At 62.7% G+C, this 20,092-nt stretch carries 19 protein-coding genes; 12 read left to right on the top strand and 7 right to left on the bottom strand.

The features are described 5' to 3' along the window. Nucleotides 1-3 precede the first annotated feature (3 nt). The 8 genes from DIE29_RS06405 (at nt 4) to DIE29_RS06440 (ending at nt 7,445) form a co-directional block, all read left to right on the top strand. Nucleotides 4-1,158, top strand: coding sequence for an ABC transporter substrate-binding protein (locus tag DIE29_RS06405; RefSeq protein WP_114649491.1), 1,155 nt, complete (start codon nt 4-6; stop codon nt 1,156-1,158). Further along, on the top strand, nt 1,140-1,994 hold the full coding sequence (locus DIE29_RS06410; RefSeq protein WP_102041865.1) for an ABC transporter permease: 855 nt from the start codon (nt 1,140-1,142) through the stop codon (nt 1,992-1,994). Before DIE29_RS06405 ends, DIE29_RS06410 begins: the two co-directional genes overlap by 19 nt. Nucleotides 1,995-2,301: 307 nt before the next feature. Then, nucleotides 2,302-2,376, top strand: coding sequence for a pyrroloquinoline quinone precursor peptide PqqA (gene pqqA, locus DIE29_RS06415; protein ID WP_076601006.1), 75 nt, complete (start codon nt 2,302-2,304; stop codon nt 2,374-2,376). Between the two features lie 56 nt (nt 2,377-2,432). Continuing rightward, the gene (gene pqqB / locus DIE29_RS06420) at nt 2,433-3,344 is read left to right on the top strand and encodes a pyrroloquinoline quinone biosynthesis protein PqqB (protein WP_114649492.1); all 912 of its coding nucleotides are present in this window, start codon (nt 2,433-2,435) and stop codon (nt 3,342-3,344) included. 43 nt (nt 3,345-3,387) lie between these two features. Further along, nucleotides 3,388-4,164, top strand: coding sequence for a pyrroloquinoline-quinone synthase PqqC (gene pqqC / locus DIE29_RS06425; protein ID WP_114649493.1), 777 nt, complete (start codon nt 3,388-3,390; stop codon nt 4,162-4,164). Beyond that, entirely contained in the window at nt 4,161-4,442 is a 282-nt protein-coding gene (gene pqqD, locus DIE29_RS06430; RefSeq protein WP_114649494.1) for a pyrroloquinoline quinone biosynthesis peptide chaperone PqqD, read from the top strand. Before pqqC ends, pqqD begins: the two co-directional genes overlap by 4 nt. Before the next feature lie 18 nt (nt 4,443-4,460). Then, nucleotides 4,461-5,576 carry a pyrroloquinoline quinone biosynthesis protein PqqE gene (gene pqqE, locus DIE29_RS06435; RefSeq protein WP_114649495.1) on the top strand — a complete coding sequence of 372 codons (1,116 nt, stop codon included), beginning with the start codon at nt 4,461-4,463 and terminating at the stop codon, nt 5,574-5,576. 741 nt (nt 5,577-6,317) lie between these two features. Further along, on the top strand, nt 6,318-7,445 hold the full coding sequence (locus DIE29_RS06440) for a porin (protein ID WP_102041860.1): 1,128 nt from the start codon (nt 6,318-6,320) through the stop codon (nt 7,443-7,445). A gap of 252 nt (nt 7,446-7,697) precedes the next feature. On the opposite strand, the gene DIE29_RS06445 is transcribed toward DIE29_RS06440, so the two are convergent. Genes DIE29_RS06445 through DIE29_RS06460 form a run of 4 tightly spaced genes read right to left on the bottom strand, consistent with a single transcriptional unit; the run spans nt 7,698 to nt 11,488 of the window. Continuing rightward, nucleotides 7,698-8,348, bottom strand: coding sequence for a response regulator (locus DIE29_RS06445; RefSeq protein WP_102041859.1), 651 nt, complete (start codon nt 8,346-8,348; stop codon nt 7,698-7,700). Between the two features lie 44 nt (nt 8,349-8,392). Beyond that, nucleotides 8,393-9,772, bottom strand: a complete 1,380-nt coding sequence (locus DIE29_RS06450; protein WP_114649496.1) for a sensor histidine kinase — start codon at nt 9,770-9,772, stop codon at nt 8,393-8,395. Next, a complete protein-coding gene (locus DIE29_RS06455; protein WP_114649497.1) occupies nt 9,762-10,724 on the bottom strand; it encodes a quinoprotein relay system zinc metallohydrolase 1 in 963 nt (320 codons plus the stop codon). Before DIE29_RS06455 ends, DIE29_RS06450 begins: the two co-directional genes overlap by 11 nt. Next, the gene (locus DIE29_RS06460) at nt 10,721-11,488 is read right to left on the bottom strand and encodes a quinoprotein dehydrogenase-associated SoxYZ-like carrier (protein ID WP_114649498.1); all 768 of its coding nucleotides are present in this window, start codon (nt 11,486-11,488) and stop codon (nt 10,721-10,723) included. Before DIE29_RS06460 ends, DIE29_RS06455 begins: the two co-directional genes overlap by 4 nt. Nucleotides 11,489-11,880: 392 nt before the next feature. Here DIE29_RS06460 and DIE29_RS06465 point away from each other — a divergent pair, with 392 nt between their 5' ends. Next, entirely contained in the window at nt 11,881-13,617 is a 1,737-nt protein-coding gene (locus DIE29_RS06465; RefSeq protein WP_237269547.1) for a methanol/ethanol family PQQ-dependent dehydrogenase, read from the top strand. A 107-nt stretch (nt 13,618-13,724) separates the two neighbouring features. Here DIE29_RS06465 and DIE29_RS06470 read toward each other — a convergent pair whose 3' ends face one another. The 3 genes from DIE29_RS06470 to DIE29_RS06480 are packed head-to-tail and all read right to left on the bottom strand — an operon-like array spanning nt 13,725 to nt 16,777. Further along, nucleotides 13,725-14,222 (bottom strand): c-type cytochrome, encoded by a 498-nt coding sequence (locus DIE29_RS06470; RefSeq protein WP_162860600.1) that lies wholly within the window; start codon nt 14,220-14,222, stop codon nt 13,725-13,727. Nucleotides 14,223-14,238: 16 nt separating this feature from the next. Continuing rightward, complete coding sequence (locus DIE29_RS06475) at nt 14,239-14,838, bottom strand: pentapeptide repeat-containing protein (RefSeq protein WP_114649501.1); 600 nt, start codon at nt 14,836-14,838, stop codon at nt 14,239-14,241. 55 nt (nt 14,839-14,893) lie between these two features. Further along, nucleotides 14,894-16,777 (bottom strand): methanol/ethanol family PQQ-dependent dehydrogenase, encoded by a 1,884-nt coding sequence (locus DIE29_RS06480; RefSeq protein ID WP_102041852.1) that lies wholly within the window; start codon nt 16,775-16,777, stop codon nt 14,894-14,896. Nucleotides 16,778-16,975: 198 nt separating this feature from the next. On the opposite strand from DIE29_RS06480, the gene DIE29_RS06485 reads away from it, so the two are divergent. The 3 genes from DIE29_RS06485 (at nt 16,976) to DIE29_RS06495 (ending at nt 19,829) form a co-directional block, all read left to right on the top strand. Beyond that, nucleotides 16,976-18,340, top strand: coding sequence for a sensor histidine kinase (locus DIE29_RS06485; RefSeq protein ID WP_162860601.1), 1,365 nt, complete (start codon nt 16,976-16,978; stop codon nt 18,338-18,340). After that, nucleotides 18,273-18,929, top strand: a complete 657-nt coding sequence (locus DIE29_RS06490; RefSeq protein ID WP_205409795.1) for a response regulator — start codon at nt 18,273-18,275, stop codon at nt 18,927-18,929. The genes DIE29_RS06485 and DIE29_RS06490 overlap by 68 nt, the downstream gene beginning before the upstream one ends. A gap of 66 nt (nt 18,930-18,995) precedes the next feature. After that, nucleotides 18,996-19,829 carry a cache domain-containing protein gene (locus DIE29_RS06495; RefSeq protein ID WP_418333302.1) on the top strand — a complete coding sequence of 278 codons (834 nt, stop codon included), beginning with the start codon at nt 18,996-18,998 and terminating at the stop codon, nt 19,827-19,829. Nucleotides 19,830-20,092 lie beyond the last annotated feature (263 nt).

The following is a 20,092-nucleotide window of genomic DNA, read 5'->3' on the forward strand; positions in this document are numbered from 1 at the left end:
GTCATGCGTCGCACGCTGGATACGGTTGCCGGTCTGCTGGCCGCCTTGACGTTGACCTGCGCGGCGCATGCGGCGGACTTTCGGGTTGGGCTGATCGCTGTGGCCGATGACCCGCGCCTGGACCGTGATCGCCTGGAGCGGGCTTACCTGGGTCATCCGGGTGGATCGGCCGCCGATGGGCTGAACCTCGCGCTGGACGATGCCGCCTTCGAACTCGAGGCGGCCGATCGCCGCTTGGGCTTGGTCGAAACCGAAGTCGCCTCGGTCGAGGCCGCCCGGGCCGCCGCCGCGCGCAGCGTCAAGGAGGGAGCGGTAGTGCTGGTGGTGGATCTGCCCGCGCCTTGGGTGCTGGCGGTGGTCGACGCGGTGCGGGTGCCGGTGATCAACGTCGGCGAGGCCGCCGATGCGCTGCGGGAGGCCGACTGCCGCGCCAACCTGTTCCATACGCTACCGAGCGAACGCATGCGTGCCGATGCGCTGGCGCAGACCCTGGTCGAGCGGCGCTGGCGCAAGGTGCTGCTGCTGGTCGGCAGCACGCCGGCCGATGCGGCGCGCGGCGCAGTGGTGGAGGCTGCGGCCAAACGTTACGGCCTGATGGTGGTGGCCAAGAAGCCCTTCAGGCGCTCGGCCGACCCGCGAGAGCGCGATCTGGCCAACCCGCAACTACTCACCGGCGGTAACGACTACGACGTGGTGTGGGTGGTCGATAGCGACGGCGAGTTTGCCCGCGCCTTGCCCTACCGCACCGCCCAGCCGCGCCCGGTGGTGGGCGATGGCGGCCTGGTGGCGTTGGCTTGGCATGCACAGTTCGAGCGCTTTGGCGCACCGCAGGTCAGCCGCCGCTTCCAGAAAGCCGCCGGACGGCCGATGGTGGCGCAGGACTGGGCGGCTTGGCTGGCGGGTAAGGCAGCGGTGGCTGCGGTGTTGTCTGGGGACGACAAGGGGCCGGCGAAACTGACCGGCCTTGCACTCGATGGCTCCAAGGGGGTGGCGCTGGCTTTTCGTCCCTGGGATGGGCAACTGCGTCAGCCTTTATTGTTGACCGACGGTCAGGGCGTGGTGACCACAGCACCGGTCGACGGCATCCTGCATCCCCGAAACGCGCTCGACACCTTGGGCGCGGATGAGGCCGAAAAACGATGCGCGCACCCGCACTGAAAACCGCTGAGCCGTCTGCACGCAGCGCATTGCGCCACGCGCTGCAGGCGCTGTGGGCCATCGTTGCGCGCGAGCTGTTCAAGTTCGCCCGCCAATACGGCCGCCTGGTGTCGGCGCTGGTGCGCCCGTTGCTGTGGTTGGCAGTGTTTGCCGCGGGTTTTCGCAACGTGTTTGGGGTGGCCATCGTGCCGCCTTATGAAACTTACATTACCTATGATGAGTACATCGCGCCGGGGTTGATCGGCATGGTGATGCTGTTCAACGGCATGCAATCTTCACTGGCCATGGTCTACGACCGCGAGATGGGCATGATGCGCCTGCTGCTTACCGCGCCGCTGCCGCGTGCCTGGATTCTGTTTGCCAAGCTGGCGGCGACTGCGGTGCTCTCGCTGCTGCAGGCGGTGGCTTTTGTGGCCATCGCCGCGCTGCTCGGCACCGCGCTGCCGCTATGGGGGACGCACACCCCGCAGGTGCTGGCCGCCGCAGTGGGCGGTGCGTTGATGCTGGGCGCGCTCGGCTTGCTGCTATCGGTGTATGTGCGACAGTTGGAAAACTTCGCCGGGGCGATGAATTTCGTCATCTTTCCGATGTACTTCATTTCCACAGCGCTTTATCCACTCTGGAAGCTGGAGGAGGCAGGCGCGCGCTGGGTGTTCTTCGCCGCGCAGGGCAACCCTTTTACTTACGCGGTGGAATGGCTGCGCTTTGCGCTCTACGGCCAGGATCCGGGCTGGGCTCCATGGATCGTGTGTGGCACCGCGCTGGCCTGCTTCACGTTGGCTTGCTGGGGCTACGACCCGCAACGCGGATTCGGGCAGTTGACAAAGCGTGGTTGAGTAACCGAAAGACACAGAGGTTTGAGCGCGCTGCCCTCGGCTTGCGTGGGCGCGCTCGCCAACCCTGCGTAGTCTTTCCAGTCTGGCGGCTCTGTGGCGTCCGCGGGCGGCAGTCGCGCGGCTGGTGCGGGAAAAATGTCGGCGCCCACGCCACTTCATGATTTTCTCTATCCGTTTGGGCGGAATTCCACGATGTGCTGGAAATTGCCTTCGGGCACTCTGGTGACCGTAGCGGCGCGTCGATGTACCGCTACCGGACGGAGGCAGTGCCTCCATTCAAAAGCTCAACGCCATCAGGAGAGAGATCATGAAGTGGGAAACCCCGAGCGCTTGCGACTTCCGGTTCGGTTTTGAAATCACCATGTACATTGCCACGCGCTGAGCGTGGCTCGGCCCCCCGTCCCGGGGGGCGGCCGTCTTTTCCAATCTTGCGCCGACATGAGAATTCGCGTCCTCGGTTCCGCTGCCGGCGGCGGTTTTCCGCAGTGGAACTGTAACTGCCCGCGCTGCGATGGACTGCGCCGCGGCACGATCCGCGCCCTGGCGCGCACACAGTCTTCGATTGCGGTCAGTGACAATGGTGAGCGCTGGGTGCTGTTCAATGCCTCGCCCGACGTTTTGCAGCAAATCCGTAGCTTTCCAGCATTGCAGCCGGGGCGCGCACTACGCGACACCGCGATTGCCGCCATCGTGCTGATCGACGCGCAGATCGACCACACTACCGGCCTTTACATGCTGCGCGAACATCGCCAGCCTCTGCAGCTGTGGTGTACCCGCCAGGTCTATGAGGATCTCACCCGTGGTAATCCGCTTCTGAAGTTGCTCGAACACTACTGCGGGGTGAATTGGCACGAACTGCCACTGGGAGAGGATTTCCAACTACCTGGTTTGGAAGGGTTGCGCTTTGCCGCGCTGCCACTGCTGTCCAACGCGCCGCCGTATTCGCCGCGCCGTGACCAGCCTCAACCCGGCGACAATATTGGCATCACAATCAGAAACAACAGCGGACGCTCCCTGTTCTATGCCCCGGGTCTGGGGCAGATGGAAGCCCATGTGTGGGCGGCAATGCAGGCGGCCGATTGCGTGTTGGTCGATGGCACCTTATGGACCGACGACGAGATGATCCGGCTGGGCGTATCACAGAAAAGCTCGCGCGCCATGGGTCATCTGCCGCAAAGCGGCGAGGGCGGCATGATCGAGTGGCTCGACCGCCTGCCGCGGACCACCCGTAAGGTGCTCATCCACATCAACAACACCAACCCCATTCTCGATGAAGACAGCGCCGAGCGCGCCACACTGGCCGCCCACGGTATCGAGGTGGCTTTCGATGGCATGGAGATTTCTCCTTGATGAGTGCGCCGTGCGTGCATGATGAATCCGTGGAGACCCTGGAATGAACCTGAACGAGATGCCCGCCGAGCATTTGGCCCTGTTAGGCGGTGATGAACCGCCGCTCAGCCGCGAGGCGTTCGAAGTCCGACTGCGCGCCAAGAGCGCGAGTTACCACATCCACCACCCTTTTCACGTCATGATGGCCGAAGGGCGGCTCACCAAAGCGCAGTTGCAAGGCTGGGTGGCCAACCGCTATCTCTATCAGATTGCGATTCCGGTCAAGGACGCGGCCATCCTGTCCAACTGCCCGGACCGTGCGCTGCGGCGTGAGTGGATACAGCGGGTTCTCGACCACGACGGCTACGACATCGGCGGCATCCAGGACGATGGCGGCATCGAGGCGTGGATCCGCCTTGGTGAGGCGGTGGGGCTGAGTCGCGAAGAGATCACCTCGCAACGCCTGGTGGCGCCGGCGGCACGCTTCGCGGTCGATGCTTATGTCAACTTCGCCCGTCAGCGCCCCTGGCAGGAAGCAGTGGCATCCAGTCTCACCGAACTCTTTGCGCCGCACATTCATCAACAACGCTTGGACACCTGGCCGCAGAAATATCCTTGGGTCGACCCGGCAGGGCTGCAGTATTTTCGTAACCGTCTCACTCAGGCGCGCCGCGATGTCGCGCATGGGTTGCGTTTTACGTTGGATTACTTCAGCCAGAGCCGGGCATTACAAGAACGCGCGTTGGACATCCTGCAGTTCAAGCTAGATCTGCTGTGGGCGCTGGCTGACGCGATCATGTTGCAGCATTGCGAAATCGCCATTACCGGACCCAAGGCATGAACACGGAGCAGGAGGGATTGCTGGTTGCACGTCCGCGCGTGGCGCGCCTACTCCGTCTGCAGTGGGAACAGGCGCAGCAGGCTTGGGTGTTGCTTTACCCGGAAGGCATGGTCAAACTCAACGCCAGCGCCGGTGAGATCATGAAACGCTGCGACGGTTCGCGAACCGTGACCGCGTTGATAGCCGAGCTGGAAGCGGCTTTTGGGGTAGCCGATCTGCGCGCCGATGTGCTGGCCTTTCTGGCCCTGGCCTTCAAGCAGCGCTGGATCGAAGTCTGAGGTGAGCGGGGCACGCCTATGAACGCCGTCCAACCCGGTCCGCCGCTATGGCTGTTGGCCGAACTGACCTACCGCTGCCCGTTGCATTGCGTGTTTTGCTACAACCCGGTGGACTTCGCCCGAGACCACAGCGAGCTGTCGACCGACGACTGGCTGCGGGTTTTGCGCGAGGCGCGTGCCACAGGCAGCGTGCAGTGTGGTTTTTCCGGCGGTGAACCAATGATGCGCGATGATCTCGAGGTGCTGGTTGCCGAGGCTCATCGTCTGGGGTTTTATACCAATCTGCTGACTTCCGGTGTGGGGCTGACTGCCGAGCGAGCGGCGGCCTTGAAAGCTGCCGGGTTGGATCACATTCAACTTTCTTTTCAGGATTCAACCAGAGCGCTCAACGATTTTCTCTCGCACACCCGCACCTTCGAGCTCAAGCAACAAGTTGCCGAGCGCATCAAGGCGCAGGGCTGGCCGATGGTGATGAACGTGGTCGTGCATCGGCTCAACATCGATTATATCGGTCAGATCATCGACATGGCGGTAGCGTTGGGGGCCGAGTACCTCGAGCTCGCCAACAGCCAATACTATTCTTGGGCGCTGCTAAACCGCGACCATCTGTTGCCTTCGCGCGAACAACTGGCACGTGCCGAGCGCATTACCAATGAATACCGTGAGCGTCTGGGCGACACGCTCAAGATTTTCTTCGTTGTTCCGGACTATTACGAGACGCGGCCAAAAAAGTGCATGAACGGCTGGGGTAACGTTTTTCTGACCGTGACACCGGACGGTACCGCCTTGCCCTGTCATACCGCCCGGATGCTGCCCGGGCTGGCTTTCCCCAACGTGCGCCAGATGGGCGTGCGCGAAATCTGGTACGAATCCGAAGGCTTTAACCGCTACCGCGGCGACGGCTGGATGAAGGATCCTTGCCGGAGTTGCCCGGACAAAGAGAAGGATTTGGGTGGCTGCCGTTGCCAAGCGTTCATGTTGGCCGGCGACCCGGCTGCCGCCGATCCGGTGTGCAGCAAGTCGCCTGCGCACAGCGCCGTGACCGAGGCGGTGGCGCGGGCGCAGCAATCCACTCCGCCTTCCGCGCCGCTGGTATTCCGCGATCCGCGCGCTTCGCGTCGCCTGCTTGGGTAAAACCGTTTGGCTTCGCCAGGCGGGGCTCGTCCCTTGGTCTGCGCACACCGGCACTGCGGCCTGCATCGCCGGTGCGGCAGCCTTCACTGTCGCCGCAAACTTGCGCATCCAAAAAATAGGGGGCGTGACAGCCTTGCGGCCATCGCGCCCCAATCCCGGCGCGCACTCCGGGCAAGAGGAGACAAGCACGCATGAGCCGGCGAGGGCGATCCGCCCGAGTCGCCCCCGTGTCTCCGGCAGAGTTTTCCACGCAGATTGCATGCCAGTTTCTTGGGGCGCCTTTTCCTGAGTCATCGCCTTGTGCCTGTCTGTAAACATCGGGCGCTCTTGTCACGACTTGCAACACTTCGGTCATACAAGTTGTCCGGGTTGTCACGTAGTGACGCAACAGTTGACGTTAACGTCAGAGAAAATCAATCGAAATGCGATGAAAACGATTACAACGAGTCGCTATCCGGCGAGCTGAGCGTGTCGGGCCGCGAGGGCGCTGCGCCGAACTGAGGCAAGTGTTCGGAATTGGCGCGGTGTGCGGGGGTCGAGCAGGGCCGTCCGGAGCGCAGCCAGGCGTTTCAAGCGCCCGCATTCAGGCCATGTGCGCGGTATTTCGGCCAAAAACGCGATCCTGGTACGACTGTTGCAGTGCTTCGTGACCACGCCGTTCGTGCGATGGCAGGGGAGCGCGCTGCCTGACCGGATGAGCCCGGCAGCGTACCATCAATCAGCATCATCTGGAGACGATTCATGACAAAGAAGATCATCGCGATGGCAATTGCCGCCGCCGCTTCGGGCACGGCTTTTGGCCAGAGCAATGTGACGATCTACGGTAATGTCGATGCAGGCTTCGTGCACAGCAGCGGAGGTAGCGGGGGCGCCACCAGCCAACGGATGAGCGGCTTGGCAAGCGCGGCCTCCGAAAGCTACATCGGGTTCAAAGGGGCGGAAGATCTGGGCGGTGGCCTGAAAGCCGTGTTCGACCTGCAGCAAGTGTTCGAACTCGATACCGGCGCTTCGTCGAACGCCACGGAAAACTACGGCCGCAGCTATATCGGGCTGGCCGGTGGTTTTGGTACCGTGGTCGCCGGCAAACTGGATGGGCTGCGCTACGGCATTTACGGCAAGTACAACCCTTTCGGCAACTACTCGGTGGGCAACTTCGCCTCGATGACCACGCAGTATGATCGCGCCCGCAATGCAGTGGCCTATATTTCCCCCAGTTTCAACGGCTTTACGCTGATTCTGGCCACTTCTTCCAACACCCAAACCCAGGAAGGCGCGCTCAACGGTGTTCATGTGCCGGCAAAACCATCCAGGGGCAATACCGGCGATGATCGCCTGTTTTCCATCAATCTGATCTATGCCAACGGACCACTTAGTGTCGATCTCGATTACGAAACCACCAAAGCGGTGCACTATTCCGACAGCCGCCTGTATGTGGCGACCACCGGCGCATCCTACGACTTTGGCGTGGTCAAGCTGTCGGGTGTGTATGACGTGATCAAGGGTGAAAAAAATTCGCTGATCGGCGGAAATATCGACCTGGGCGGATTCAACCTGGGCGGGCTGGCCGCAGATCAGGAATATGATCGGCGCAATTGGTTCGTCGGCGCGGAGGTGCCGGTGAACGAGCGTACCAAACTTCTGGCCAGCTACGGCCAGGTCAAAGACCGCACCTTGTCCGATGCCGATGCGAAAAAATGGGCGATTGGTGCGCGTTACGCCTTGTCCAAGCGAACCACGCTCTACGCTGACTATGCACAAATCAAAAACGATGACAACGCCGCATTCACCATTACGCCAAAAGGTAACTCGTTAGGCTTGAGCGGTGTGGGGGTCAAAGGTTTTGCCATGGGCATGAAGCACAGCTTCTAAGCTAGGCACCACAGTAAGGCGGGCTGCGGATTGCGGTCCGCCGTTTTTTTATTGTGCGACGCGCAGGGTATCGGAGCGGAGGAGGTGCCGAGTTCGATGGCATCGTATGAATCCGTGCGGCGCACTTTCTGCGCGCACCGATGCGGCCACGAGTCTGGGTATGGCCAATTCTGGTGGCAATCGACGGAAGCGACTGGTTTTTAAGCGACTACTCGTTTGCCGCAGTCAGAAAGACCGTGGTCTCGTCACGAATCACACCTCGATCAGCCCGCAGCGCACCGCAATCAGCGCCAGCTCCGCAGCGTTGCTGGCGTTGAGTTTTTGTTTGATGTGGTAAAGATGGGTGCCCACGGTGCTCGGACTCAGGTGTTGGGTTGCCGCTACTTCGTTGACCGAGCGGCCGCGAGCCAGTTGCAGGAAGACTGCGAACTCTTTATCGGTGAGCGCTTCGCTGGGGTCGCTGGCACCGCTGAGTTGGGCGAGCGCCAGTTGTGGGGCGAGTGCCGGATCGATGTAGCGCTGACCACGGGCGACCTGGGCGAGTGCGCGCAGCATTTCAGCCGGATCGGCACGTTTGGAAAGATAGCCGGTGGCGCCGGATTTCAGTGCGCGCCTTGGAATCTGCAGGTCCTCGTGGGCAGAGAGCATCAACACCCGCGCATCCGGATAATGGGCAAGCAGGCGTGTCAAAGCGTCCAGGCCGCTGACGCCAGGCATGGTGACATCCATCATCAAGGCGTCCGGCTGGTGTTCGGCATACAACGCAATGGCGGCTTCGCTGCAATCGGCCTCGGCCACTACGGTGGCGCCGCCGCCTTCGAGCAGCAAACGAAAGCCCATGCGCACCACCGCGTGATCGTCAGCGATCAGAATGCGTTTGCCTTGCAACGGGAGCGAGTTCATGGCGGTTGTCCTGGTGTCGGTGTTGTGGCCAGCCGCTTGGGCGGTCAGGAAAGTGGAGAGGGTGCGCGACAGGATGGAGCCGTGCGAACCTGTTGCGGCCAGGGCAGGCTGATCTGCACCGTGGTGCCGCCGCTCGCCGGCCGGACGATGGACAGTTCGCCGTGCCAGAGCGCGACACGCTCGCGCATGCCGGCCAAGCCGAAGCGCTCGGTGCTCAACGATGGATCGAAGCCACGGCCGTTGTCGCGTACGCAAAGCCGCAACCGGTCGGCCTCGGCATGCAGGTGGACATCCACCCGGTCGGCCCCTGCATGGCGGGCAACGTTGGTCAAGCTCTCCTGGAGCAGACGCAGCACGGTTAGACAATAATCCTCACCCAGCACCCGGTCTATCGGATCCAGCTTTGGGTTCAGCGTGATCGCCGGGTACAAACCGGCCCAGTGTGCGCAATAGTCGGCCAGCGCCTGACCCAAACGGCCAGCTGGCTGCATGTTCGGTCGGCGTAGGCGATGCAGGATGGCACGCACGCCGTCTTGCATCTGCCCGGTCATGGCCAGAATGGCCTGGGCATTGCCATAAAGGCCGGGTTGGTCCGCGCTGCGCTGCGCAATCGCGCCGGCGATGGCGCGCACCGCAGTGATGCTTTGACCCAATTCGTCGTGCAGTTCGCGGGCCAGTTGGCGGCGTTCCTCTTCGAGCCGAGCATTGAGGGCGTGTGTGAAAGCCTGATCTTGTTCGAGGCGGGCGTTGCGCAGCAGGCTGCAGTCGAGCTGGCTGGCCAGACGGTTGTAGCTGATCGCCAAGCGGTCCAGCTCGGCTACGCCGCACTGTGGCAGACGGATGTCGAAGGCGCCGTCGGCGCTGCGTGCCAGTGCTGCCTCGAGCGCGGCTAGTGGCGCCAACATTCGGGCGATGGCCCAGCCCGCGACCAACCACAGCAGGAGCAGCAGACCGAAGGCCCAGCCGGCAATCAACATCAACTCGTCCCAGGCGTCGAGTACGCTGCGCGAGGCGTCCGGGCGCAAGATCAAGGTGCGTGTGCCGGCTTGCAAACGGCGTTCGCGCAGTTCTGGGGTCAGCAGGGCTGCAAACCATGCCGGCGCATGGCGTCCGGCCTTGTAAGTGGGTTCGGGCGAGCGGTAGAGCAGTGTGCCGCTGGTATCGAGTATTTCCAGCGTGTTGGCACGCAGCCGGCCGACCGCGACCAAGCGGGCGGTCAGCCCCTCAGGGTCGATTAGGGCTTCGCCCGCCAGGACGGTCAGCCATTGTTCAGCTACCCGGGCGGCGGCCTCCACCTCCTCGTGGATTGCCTCCCGGGTGGCGCGTGCCCAGCCCAGGCTGGAGAGCAGGATCAGCAGCGCTGCAACCGCGGTGATCAGCAGGCTGATGCGGTCGCGCAGGCGGGGGGTGTGCTTAGCGATCATCGCCGCGATGTTCCAGTGTCTGCTGTTCGATAGCCGGGTAAAGGTGCCCGACCGAGCGCGCATATTCTTCTTTAGCTACGGCAAGCCGAGCAAATACGCCCGGCAACGGGAGTTTGAGCACTTCAGTCATATCCATGCCGGCCGCGGCGCTGCGCCGCAACAGATCATCGAGCCATCTGAGATAGTCGCGGGTCTGGCGCAATGGGGCGGCATCATGCGCCACCGAACCATGGCCAGGCACCAGGACCTTGAAGGGCAGCGCTTCCAGCACATCGAGCGCGCCCAGCCAGCGCGGGATGTGCGCATGGGGCGTGGTGGGGCAGCGGTCGTGGAACACCAGATCGCCGGCGAACAGCGTTCCAGTGGCCAGATCGAGTACCGCAAGGTCCGCGCCGGTGTGGCCGTCCAGCGCAAACAATTCCAGGCTGCGGCCGGCGACCTCCAGCCGGCCGGGGCCAAGCTCGACGGTGGGCGGTGCAATCTCGGTGTCGCGCATCCAATCTCCAACCAGTCGATACATGTTGGCGTTGAACGATTCGCCCTCTTGCTCGATACCGGCCCGGGTGCGCGGCAAAGCGGCCAGCGTTCGGCGGTCGAACGCCTGATTGCCAAGAAAATGATCTGGATGATGATGGGTGTTGATCACCAGCACCACCGGCAGCGCAGTGACCCGGGCAATGGTCGCCCGCAATTGCTCGCCGTAACGCCGGGAAGGGCCGCTGTCGATTACCACCACGCCTTGTGGGCCGACAATGAAACCCGTATTGACGATATTGCCGCCGTTGCTGTTGGAGAAGTCCTGGGGCAAACCGGTCAGCACATAGACGCCTTCGGCCACTTTTTGCGGCTGCAAGCGGTAGTCGAAATCGGTGGCCAAGGCAGCGCATACTGGCAAGGCCAGCAGCATCCAGGCTGTCGTCCAGCATGCCACGGTCTTTGTAAAGCGGTTCATCGTGCCACCTCCGCGGCAATGCGGTTGCCGTTGTTGTCCCGTCCCACAAGCGCCAGCGGGCCGGCGGCCACGGAAGGCGGTAAGTCCACGGTGAACACCGGGTTTTCGGCTACCGGTTCGGCTGGATGAATGCGCATTAGCTCGGCGCCTGCAGCGTCGCGCAAGGTGAGGGTGTCGATATGAAATACCGGCACGCCGGGAGCCAGGCCGGTGTCCATCGGGTGGATGATACGCAGGCGCACGCGCAAGCCGCCGTCGATGCGTGGCCAGATGCGCGCGCTCACTTCATTGAGGCGCTCTTGCCATTCGGTCGAGCCGGAACCCGTGGAGGGCAGCGTGCATCCGCCACCGGTGGTGTTGACCCACGTTCCACCGACATGCCAACGCCCGTCCGCAGTGCGAGCGGCCGCGCGCACCGGGCTCGATTGCTGAAGCTTGAGGCGAAAACCCAGACTGGCGCGCGCGCCCAGCGGTTGGAAGTCTAGCGCCTTGACGATGGGGTTGAAGTCGGCAAACACGACTACCTCTTCCACCACGCCGGGCAGGCGGGTGGCATCGACCAGTACGGGCACGTCGAGTGGATTTTCAGCGGTCGCCGGTGCATGAACCTGCACCCGTTCGTCGAAGACTACCAGGGCGTCGGCAAAGAACATGGCCCGCATGTCCTGCCAGCGGGCCGAATCGAGCGGATCGTCCTTGGCCGCGCAAGCCAGACTGGCGGCACTGGCCATCGCCAAGGCGACGAGGTTGATGAAGATGCGCATGGTGTCTCCTCCGGGTGGGCGGTCTTGGCCGCTCCTCCATATGACCAAAATCCAAGCAAATGACATGCCATGGCGTTTCTTGGCGTCAATGCAGCTTACAGGTGTCCGTGGGTGTATCGAAATGAAACAGGTGCTTACATGCGGAACACCAAAATTGCGTCGCGCCAGCGACTCGGTGCCGGCGTAGCCCATGGTCAGCGTTTCGAAGCACAAGCCCTTGGAAGATGGCACGCACCTTGCAAACAGGCGCTTTGCCAACCGGCCCAGTCGATGGGCCGGCGCGAATCAGTCACGGACAAGACACCCTGAGACCAAGGAGGAAAAATCGAATGGAGCAGATCCACACATTGAAGCGCCGCCACTGTGTGCCGAGCGTCATCGCTGCGGCCGTGATGGCGCTGGGCAGCGTACAGGTGCTGGCCAAGGAGGTGACCGACGCCGACATTCTGAACGACGCCACCATCACCACTCAGGTGGTCACGCACGGCCTTGGCACCAAAGGACAGCGGTTCAGCCCGTTGACGCAGATCAATCGTCATACCGTCAAGGACTTGGTGCCGGTGTGGTCCTTTTCCTTTGGTGGCGAGAAGCAGCGAGGACAGCAGTCGCAACCGTTGGTTCATGACGGCAAGATGTATGTTACCGCCTCTTACAGCCGTATCTTTGCGTTGGATGTGAAAACCGGCGAAAAACTGTGGAAGTACGAACATCGCTTGCCCGAAGGCATCATGCCCTGCTGCGATGTCATCAACCGCGGTGCGGCCTTGTACGGCAATCTGGTGATTTTCGGCACCCTGGATGCCCAGCTGGTGGCCTTGGATAAGGACACCGGCAAAGTGGTCTGGAAAGAGAAAATCGAGGACTACAAGGCCGGTTATTCGATGACTGCGGCGCCGCAGATCGTCAAAGGTCTGGTGATCACCGGTAACTCCGGAGGCGAGTTCGGCATTGTCGGTCGTGTCGATGCCCGCGATGCCAAGACCGGCAAGCTGGTGTGGACCCGTCCGGTGGTCGAAGGCCATATGGGCTACAAGTACGACAAAGACGGCAAACCGACCGAGAACGGCATCACCGGCAAGACCAACGCGACTTGGCCAGGCGATCTGTGGAAAACCGGCGGCGCCGCGCCCTGGTTGTCGGCTTATTACGACCCGGATGTTGACCTGATCTTCATCGGCACCGGCAACCCCGCACCCTGGAACAGCCATCTGCGCCCGGGCGACAACCTGTATTCGTCGTCCACCGTGGCGATCGATCCGGACTCTGGCCAGATCAAGTGGCATTACCAGAGCACACCGCACGACGGTTGGGACTTCGACGGTGTCAATGAATTTGTCTCCTTTGAGTACAAGGATCCAAAGACCGGTAAATCGGTCAAGGCCGGCGGCAAGGCCGACCGCAACGGCTTCTTCTTTGTCAATGACCGGACCAACGGCAAGCTGCTTAACGCCTTCCCGTTCGTTACCCGTACCGACTGGGCCTCGGGCATCGATTTGCAGACCGGGCGGCCGATTTACCGGGAAGAGAAGCGCCCGGGCAGCCCGTTTGAAGACGGCGGTGGCGACGGCAAGAAGGGCAAAGTGGTCTTTACCGCGCCCTCCTTCCTGGGAGGCAAAAACCAGATGCCGATGGCTTACAGCCCGAAGACCGGTTATTTCTATGTGCCGGCCAACGAATGGGGCATGGACATCTGGAACGAGCCGGTGTCCTACAAGCGCGGCGCAGCCTACCTGGGCGCAGGTTTCACCATCAAGCCGCTCTACGAGGATTACATCGGCGCTTTGCGTGCTGTCGATCCGGTCAACGGAAAGATCGTCTGGGAGGTCAAGAACAGCGCGCCGCTGTGGGGCGGGGTGCTCGCCACCGCGGGTGACCTGGTGTTCTATGGCACGCCCGAGGGCTACCTGAAAGCGGTCGATGCGCAAAGCGGCGAAGAGCTTTGGAAGTTCCAGACCGGCTCGGGCGTCATTGCCCCGCCGATCACCTGGGAAGACAACGGCGAGCAGTTTATTGCCGTGGTGTCCGGCTGGGGCGGTGCGGTGCCGCTGTGGGGCGGTGAGGTGGCCAAGCGCGTGAACTTCCTCGAGCAAGGCGGTTCGGTGTGGGTGTTCAAGCTGCACAAGAGCTGAGAATGCCGGCTCCGCCGCGGCGGGGCTGAATTCGGCCATTGCGGCCCGGGTGTTCGCGCACCCGGGCCGTGTCATGTCGACATACCGCTGGCAGTGCGCAAGGGTGCTCATCGTTTCACACTCCGCTGGGCTTCGACAAAACTGCGCAGTGCCCAGATTGCTTCTTGTGACAGCACCCCCGCCCAGGGTGGCATGTGTTCCACCCCAAGGCGAATTTTGCCTTCGAGTACGGTGGTGAGAAAGTAATGATCCGCGTCGCGGGTGCAGCGCGCGGCCAGTTGCGGATCTTTCAGACGCTGGCAGTACATTCCGACCAGCCGCAGATTGGCCGCAGGGCCAGGTTCGAGCGACTCGGCCCCGTGACAGCGGGCGCAGACTTGGGCATAGAGCGCGCGGCCGACCGCGATGGCGTGGGCGTTGCCGCGGTAGGGGTTTTCTTCGCGCCATTCGTTGCCCAAGGCGGGCAGCCCGGACAGGTCGACCGTCGGTGCCACGGGCGTCGCAGCACCGACGCCGCCGGGTATGACCAGCAGCAAAGCCAGTAGCAGCGCCCGGCTGCGGCGGCGCTGCGTTGTGTCGGCACAGGCTCGAGTCGGTGTGGACATGGGCGCCTGCGCTGGCTCACCAGCCTTCCGGACAGCCCTTGCAGCCGTCCAGGTTGGCATCGGGGAAAATGGCAAAACGCAGCACGCAGCGCTCCATGATGGCATCGGCAAGATTGGCATTGTTGAACTTGGCCTCCTGTAAATCGGCCTCGATGAAGCGGGCCTGCACGAAACGGGCGTAATTGGCGCGCGCCGCTTCGAGCATTGTCCCGGTGAAGTCCGCACCGCTGAAATCCGAGCGCATGAGGCGGGCGAATTCCATGTGCGCGCCGGCAAAGTTGGCGCCGCGAAATAGCGCCACCGGCGCGTTGACCTTGTCCAGCCGGGCCTCGCGCAGGTCGGCACCGTCTAGCGTGGCGCCGGCCAGGTTGGCTGCCCGCAGATCCGCACCGCGTAGATTGGCGCCGCGCAAATCGGCACCGGCAAGATTGCGGCCGACCAGCGAGGCACCCGCTAGATCTGCACCAGGGCAGCGGGTGTAGGGCCAGATGCCGCAACCGTTGATGATGTCGGGATCGCCGGTTGAGTCCTGTGCGGTTTCGCTGGGGCCAGCCAGCGCCCCACAGGCAAGCGCTGAGAACAGCAAAACGGTGGAAACAGTCCGTAGGGTGTGCATGGTTTGATGCCTCTTGCAAGCGGGGCGCCGCCAAAGCTGCGTCCCGCCTGGCGTTTTAGCGGCTCGCTAATTTTTTGGGCAGTTTGAAGACCCAGAATGAGCCGCCCTGCGTGACCTGCTTGGTGAGGTCTGCCATATCGCCGCCCCACAGCGGCACCGCGCCGCCATAGCCGCTGGATAGGCCGATGTACTGCTCGCCGTCCATTTCCCAGGTGATCGGTACCGAGACGATGCCGGAGCCGGTCTGAAACTTCCACAGCTCCTTGCCGGTTTTGGCATCGAACGCTTTGACGTAGCCGTCGGAGGTGCCGGTAAACACCAAGCCACCGGCAGTGGCCAGCGTACCGGCCCACAAGGGGAATTCCTCCTTGTGTTCCCAAACGATCTTGCCGGAGACCGGATCGAGCGCCCGCAGCGTGCCGACATGGTCATTGAACAAGCGCTTGATGCGGAAGCCTTGGCCAAGATAGGCAGAGCCAGCCTTGTAGCTCACTTTTTCGGTCCAGTAGTCCATTGCCCAATGGTTGGCGGCGATGTAGAACAGGCCGGTATCCGGGCTGTAGGACATCGGGTTCCAGTTCTTGCCGCCGAGAAAAGGCGGCGAGACGAACACCGATTCGCCTTTATCTGCGCCGTCCTTGGGCAACGGCGGGCGGTTGCCGGTTTCGATTGGTTTGCCGGTCTTGAGGTCGAAGCCTTTGGCCCAGGTGATGCCGTCGACAAAGGGATAAGCGGCGATCAGCGCGGTTGGACGGTTCGGATAGCCGGAACCGTTGGCGAGCTTGTCGCGGTCGGTGATGAAGAAAAAGCCGTTACGGTCGGCATGTGCGCCGGCCTTGACGGTTTTGCCGGTTTTCGGATCCTTGTACTCGAAGAGTACGATCTCGTTGTTCCCGGAAAAATCCCAGGCATCGTTCGGGGTGTGTTGGTAGAAGCCTTTGAGTTCGCCGGTTGCGGCATCCACATAAGCTTGACCGGAGGTAAACAGGCTGTCCCAGTTGCGCGGATCGTCGCCCGGTGCGGTGCGCGCCCAGGTGTTCCAGGGCGCGGGGTTGCCCGCGCCGATGACGATGGTGTTGGTTTCGGCGTCAAAGGTGGCGCTTTGCCACGGGGCGCCGCCGCCGTGACTCCAGGCTTCGACCTTGCCGGTTGGACGAGTTGGGTCGTTGGGCCATGAAGGCGCCTTGGGGTCGCCGGTGGGTGTGCTGTCCTTGCCGTTGAGGCGGCCCATGTGGCCTTCGACCAGCGGACGTGCCCAGACCTCTTCCCCGGTATCGGGATCGCGTGCAAACAGGTAGCCGACCACGCCGAATTCATCGCCTGAGCTGCCGTGAACGAGCAGCACACGGCCGCTTTTCTGGTCCTTGACGATGGTGGGGGCGCCGGTCATGGTGTAGCCGATCTTGTGGTCGCCAAACTTTTTCTTCCACACCACTTTGCCTGTCTGACGGTCGAGGGCCACGATGGATGCGTCCAGCGTGCCAAAGAACACCTTGTCGCCGTAGATCGCCGCGCCGCGGTTGATCACATCGCAACACGGGCGGATGTCGTCCGGCAGACGGTGCTCATAGGCCCATAGCTGCTTTCCGGTCCTGGCGTCGAGGGCGAAGATGCGCGAGTACGAGGAGGTGACATAGATCACCCCGTCATGGACCAGAGCTTGGGCTTCCTGACCGCGCTGTTTTTCGCCGCCGAAGGAAAACGACCATGCCGGCACGAGTCCAGCTACCGTTTGGGTGTTGATCTGGGTCAGAGGGCTGAAGCGCTGGCCTTTGAGTCCCATCCCGTACATCAAAACGTCGTCGGTGGTATTGGCGTCGTTGGCGATGTCATCCCAGCTGACCGGGGCGGCGGATGCCGGAAAAGCGCTGGCCACCGCAATCGCCACCGCTGCAAGGCGGAGCGCCGGCCCGATCCGTTTTTGGGGGTTCCGAAGCATTTCACGTCTCCATTCGTTGTCTGGTCTACCGACGGTCCAGCCCATGGCGTGTCCGTGGCGTTGCGCAGTATCCGGCACCGTTGGCTGCGCGGTCGCGGGAACCTCCCCTGCGCGCACCGGGATGATTTCCCGTTGTCGCCGGCAGGCGTGGCACGTGGGTTGCTTCGCATTGCCCAAATGTCTGACGGGGGGTGCGCGATGGATCTGCGTTGGCATCTGGTGGGCGGGCTGTGTGCATTTTCTGTTGCGCTACTGGCGGCTGCGTTGCTGCTGGTGGGCTTCGCGTTGCGAGAGGATGTGGCCGAGGAAGTGGAGGCTTCCAGACGTCTGGCCGAGCTGATGCTGGCGGTACATGAGGCGCGTGAAGGCTCGTCGGCGGCGCTGGAGCGTTTGCTTGCCGACGGACGATTGCGTCATGTGCGTGTATCGCTGGAGCGTCCCGAAATGGAACAGTCGCTCCATCGCACACCATCGAACTCCGGCGTGGTGGATTGGCTAGCCGGCCAGTTGACCGCCACCGAGACGGCCGCATTGCGCATTCCGCTGGGCCGCGATGTGCTTTGGGTGAGCGCCGATCCGCGCGCCGAGATCTACGAGATCCTGCGCGATGCGGCATTCATGCTTGCCACCTTGTTGGCATTCTTACTGGCAGGCGGAACCATGGCTTGGTTTGCGATCGATCGCGCGCTACGGCCGGTGCGCGCGCTCGAAGACGGCTTGCAGCGCCTCGCGCAAGGCGCCACCGACGCGGTGCTGCCGCAGTTTGAATTGCGCGAGTTTCGTCGTATTGCCCACGCCATCGAACGGTTGTCGAGCAGTCTTGCCGATGCGCGGGCCGCCGAACGCGCCTTGGCACGGCGCCTGATCGATCTGCAAGAGAGCGAGCGTCGTCATCTGGCGCGTGAGTTGCATGATGAGTTCGGCCAGTCGCTGGCAGCAATCGGTGCGGCTGCAGCCTTCGTCGAGCGTCATGCGGGCTGTGCCGATGCCGACAGTCTGATGGCCTGCGCGCGCGACATCCGCACACAGGTGACACAAATGACCGCGCAGGTGCGCGGGCTGCTTAGCGAACTGCGGCCTCACGGTCTCGAGGGGCTGGGCATGCTGGATGCGCTGACCGAATTGATCGGTGCCTGGCAGCAGCGCGCGAGCGGTGTGACCTTGGAGGCGCGCTTACCCCAGGTCTTGCCTGAACTCTCGCCCAATGCCGGATTGGCGCTGTACCGCTCATTACAAGAGGCGCTCACCAACGTCTTGCGCCACAGCGGCGCGCGGCGGGTGTGGGTGAGAGTCAGCGAGTTGTCCGGCGGGGTCTGCCTGGCGGTTTGCGATGACGGTTGCGGCCGGGCGAGTTTGGTCCGTCCCGGCGGTGGTCTGCTGGGGATGCGCGAACGCGTGGAAATGGCCGGCGGACGGCTGGTGTTCGGTAACGCGCTGGAGGGCGGGTTGAGACTGGAACTATGGCTGCCCGGAGTGAAAAAGGAGAGAGACAGAAATGACAATACGCATTTTGCTACTCGACGATCATGCGGTGGTCCGCAGTGGGTACCGGCGGTTGCTTGACGCCGAGCCGGGTTTCGAGGTGGTTGCCGAGGCGGCCACCTGCGACGAGGCCTACGCCTGCCTGCAACGCGGTGGCGTGGACGTGGCCGTGGTCGACATCAGTCTGCGCGGCAGCAGCGGCATCGAGGCCATTCGCCGTATGCTGGCGCGCGCCCCGGAGCTGCGCATTCTGGTGCTGTCGATGCACGACAATCCGGGTTACATCACTCAAGCCATGCGCGCCGGAGCGGTTGGCTATCTGACCAAAAGCTGCGAACCGGCCGAGATGTTCGATGCCATCCGCGCCGCGGCGGGCGGACGGCGCACGCTCTCGCCCGAGGTGGCGCAGTCGCTTGCCACGGCTGCGCTGGATGGAGAGCACGGACTTTCACGCCTGACCCCGCGAGAGTTCGAAGTGTTGCGCATGGCAGCCGGCGGCGATTCGGCAGCGACGATTGCCCGGCGCATGCATCTGAGCCAGAAAACCGTACTCAACCATATGTCGGCGATCCGGCAAAAGCTAGAAGCCGACAACGATTTCAAACTGCTCAGGCTGGCTATGTGCCATGGCTTGGTGGATCTGCCGGCCGCGTTCGCTTACCGGGGGTGAGCGTTGCGTGGGCTGCCATGTTTATTGACCCGAGGAGATGAACTCATGAAACGCGTATTCAAGTCCATGCTGGTGCTGGCTTCCATGCTTGCCGCGCTGGCACTGCCGGCTGTCGCCGCCGAACGCGCCACCCCGCGCGAGGCACGCAGCCTGTTCGAGCAAGCAGTCCAATACATGCAGGACAACGGCGCAGAACGCGCATTTGCCGCCTTCAATAACCAGAAAGGCAAGTTCGTGCGCAAGGATTTATACGTCTTTGTGATCGATGACAAAGGTGTTTATCACGCCAGCGGCGCCGCCCCCGAGGCCCTGGTGGGCATGAACGTGCTCGATACCACCGATGCGGCCGGCAATCCGCTGTTCCGCCAAATGATCGACGCCACTCGTCAGGCCGACGAAGCCACGGTGCGTTACATGTGGCTGAACCGGGTCACCAACAAAATCGAACCCAAGGTGAGCTATGTGCGCAAGATCGGCCATTATGTTCTGGGCGTAGGCTATTCGGCTCCGCGCGCCAGCGCCGAGGATGCGCGTGCAATGTTGCAGCGGGCGGTTGCCTTTGCCCAGGCGCAGGGCCCGGACAAGGCGGCAGCAGCTTTCAACGATCGCGGCGGCGAGTTCGTCAAGGACGATCTGTACGTGTTCATGGTTGACCTGGCGAGCGGCCGCTTTCAAGCCATGGGGATGAATCCAGCATTGTCGGGCACCGATGCGATCGGTTTGCACGATGCTGCCGGCCATGCGCTGGTCGCGGAAATGGTTGAGAAGCTCAAGAGCGCCGACGAGGCGAGCGTCGAATACGTCTGGCGTAACCCGGTGACCAATGCGGTGGAAAAGAAGCGCTCCTACGTGCGCAAGGTCGGCGGCTCGCTGATTGGGGTGGGGCACTACCTTGATTAAGCCCAAGCAGCATCAGCGCTAGATTCGCGCGACACCGATAAAGTACCGGCCCGCTGCGCGCAAGCTCTGGCGTGCAGCGGGCTTTTTTGCTGGTAACTGCGTTGCCCGGGCAATGCTCGTAAGGCGGGAATTTTTCCCGGGTTGGTGCGCCCGGCTTCCCAGGTGGAGCAGGCGAGCAATCCCTAAAATTGGTTGCCGCTCAAGCTTTCCAAGGCCAGGCGCCGCATCAAGCACGATAAAGGAGACACAAGACAATGGGCGTT

The sequence above is a fragment of the Pseudothauera hydrothermalis genome (genome assembly GCF_003345255.1).
GTDB classification, from domain to species: domain Bacteria; phylum Pseudomonadota; class Gammaproteobacteria; order Burkholderiales; family Rhodocyclaceae; genus Pseudothauera; species Pseudothauera hydrothermalis.

Coding starts and splice junctions, on each gene's coding strand:
- DIE29_RS06405 (WP_114649491.1), top strand. CDS start 4: ATGCGTCGCACGCTGGATACGGTTGCCGGTCTGCTGGCCGCCTTGACG.
- DIE29_RS06410 (WP_102041865.1), top strand. CDS start 1,140: ATGCGCGCACCCGCACTGAAAACCGCTGAGCCGTCTGCACGCAGCGCA.
- pqqB (WP_114649492.1), top strand. CDS start 2,433: ATGAGAATTCGCGTCCTCGGTTCCGCTGCCGGCGGCGGTTTTCCGCAG.
- pqqC (WP_114649493.1), top strand. CDS start 3,388: ATGAACCTGAACGAGATGCCCGCCGAGCATTTGGCCCTGTTAGGCGGT.
- pqqD (WP_114649494.1), top strand. CDS start 4,161: ATGAACACGGAGCAGGAGGGATTGCTGGTTGCACGTCCGCGCGTGGCG.
- pqqE (WP_114649495.1), top strand. CDS start 4,461: ATGAACGCCGTCCAACCCGGTCCGCCGCTATGGCTGTTGGCCGAACTG.
- DIE29_RS06440 (WP_102041860.1), top strand. CDS start 6,318: ATGACAAAGAAGATCATCGCGATGGCAATTGCCGCCGCCGCTTCGGGC.
- DIE29_RS06445 (WP_102041859.1), bottom strand. CDS start 8,348: ATGAACTCGCTCCCGTTGCAAGGCAAACGCATTCTGATCGCTGACGAT.
- DIE29_RS06450 (WP_114649496.1), bottom strand. CDS start 9,772: ATGATCGCTAAGCACACCCCCCGCCTGCGCGACCGCATCAGCCTGCTG.
- DIE29_RS06455 (WP_114649497.1), bottom strand. CDS start 10,724: ATGAACCGCTTTACAAAGACCGTGGCATGCTGGACGACAGCCTGGATG.
- DIE29_RS06460 (WP_114649498.1), bottom strand. CDS start 11,488: ATGCGCATCTTCATCAACCTCGTCGCCTTGGCGATGGCCAGTGCCGCC.
- DIE29_RS06465 (WP_237269547.1), top strand. CDS start 11,881: ATGGCGCTGGGCAGCGTACAGGTGCTGGCCAAGGAGGTGACCGACGCC.
- DIE29_RS06470 (WP_162860600.1), bottom strand. CDS start 14,222: ATGTCCACACCGACTCGAGCCTGTGCCGACACAACGCAGCGCCGCCGC.
- DIE29_RS06475 (WP_114649501.1), bottom strand. CDS start 14,838: ATGCACACCCTACGGACTGTTTCCACCGTTTTGCTGTTCTCAGCGCTT.
- DIE29_RS06480 (WP_102041852.1), bottom strand. CDS start 16,777: ATGCTTCGGAACCCCCAAAAACGGATCGGGCCGGCGCTCCGCCTTGCA.
- DIE29_RS06485 (WP_162860601.1), top strand. CDS start 16,976: ATGGATCTGCGTTGGCATCTGGTGGGCGGGCTGTGTGCATTTTCTGTT.
- DIE29_RS06490 (WP_205409795.1), top strand. CDS start 18,273: ATGACAATACGCATTTTGCTACTCGACGATCATGCGGTGGTCCGCAGT.
- DIE29_RS06495 (WP_418333302.1), top strand. CDS start 18,996: ATGCTGGTGCTGGCTTCCATGCTTGCCGCGCTGGCACTGCCGGCTGTC.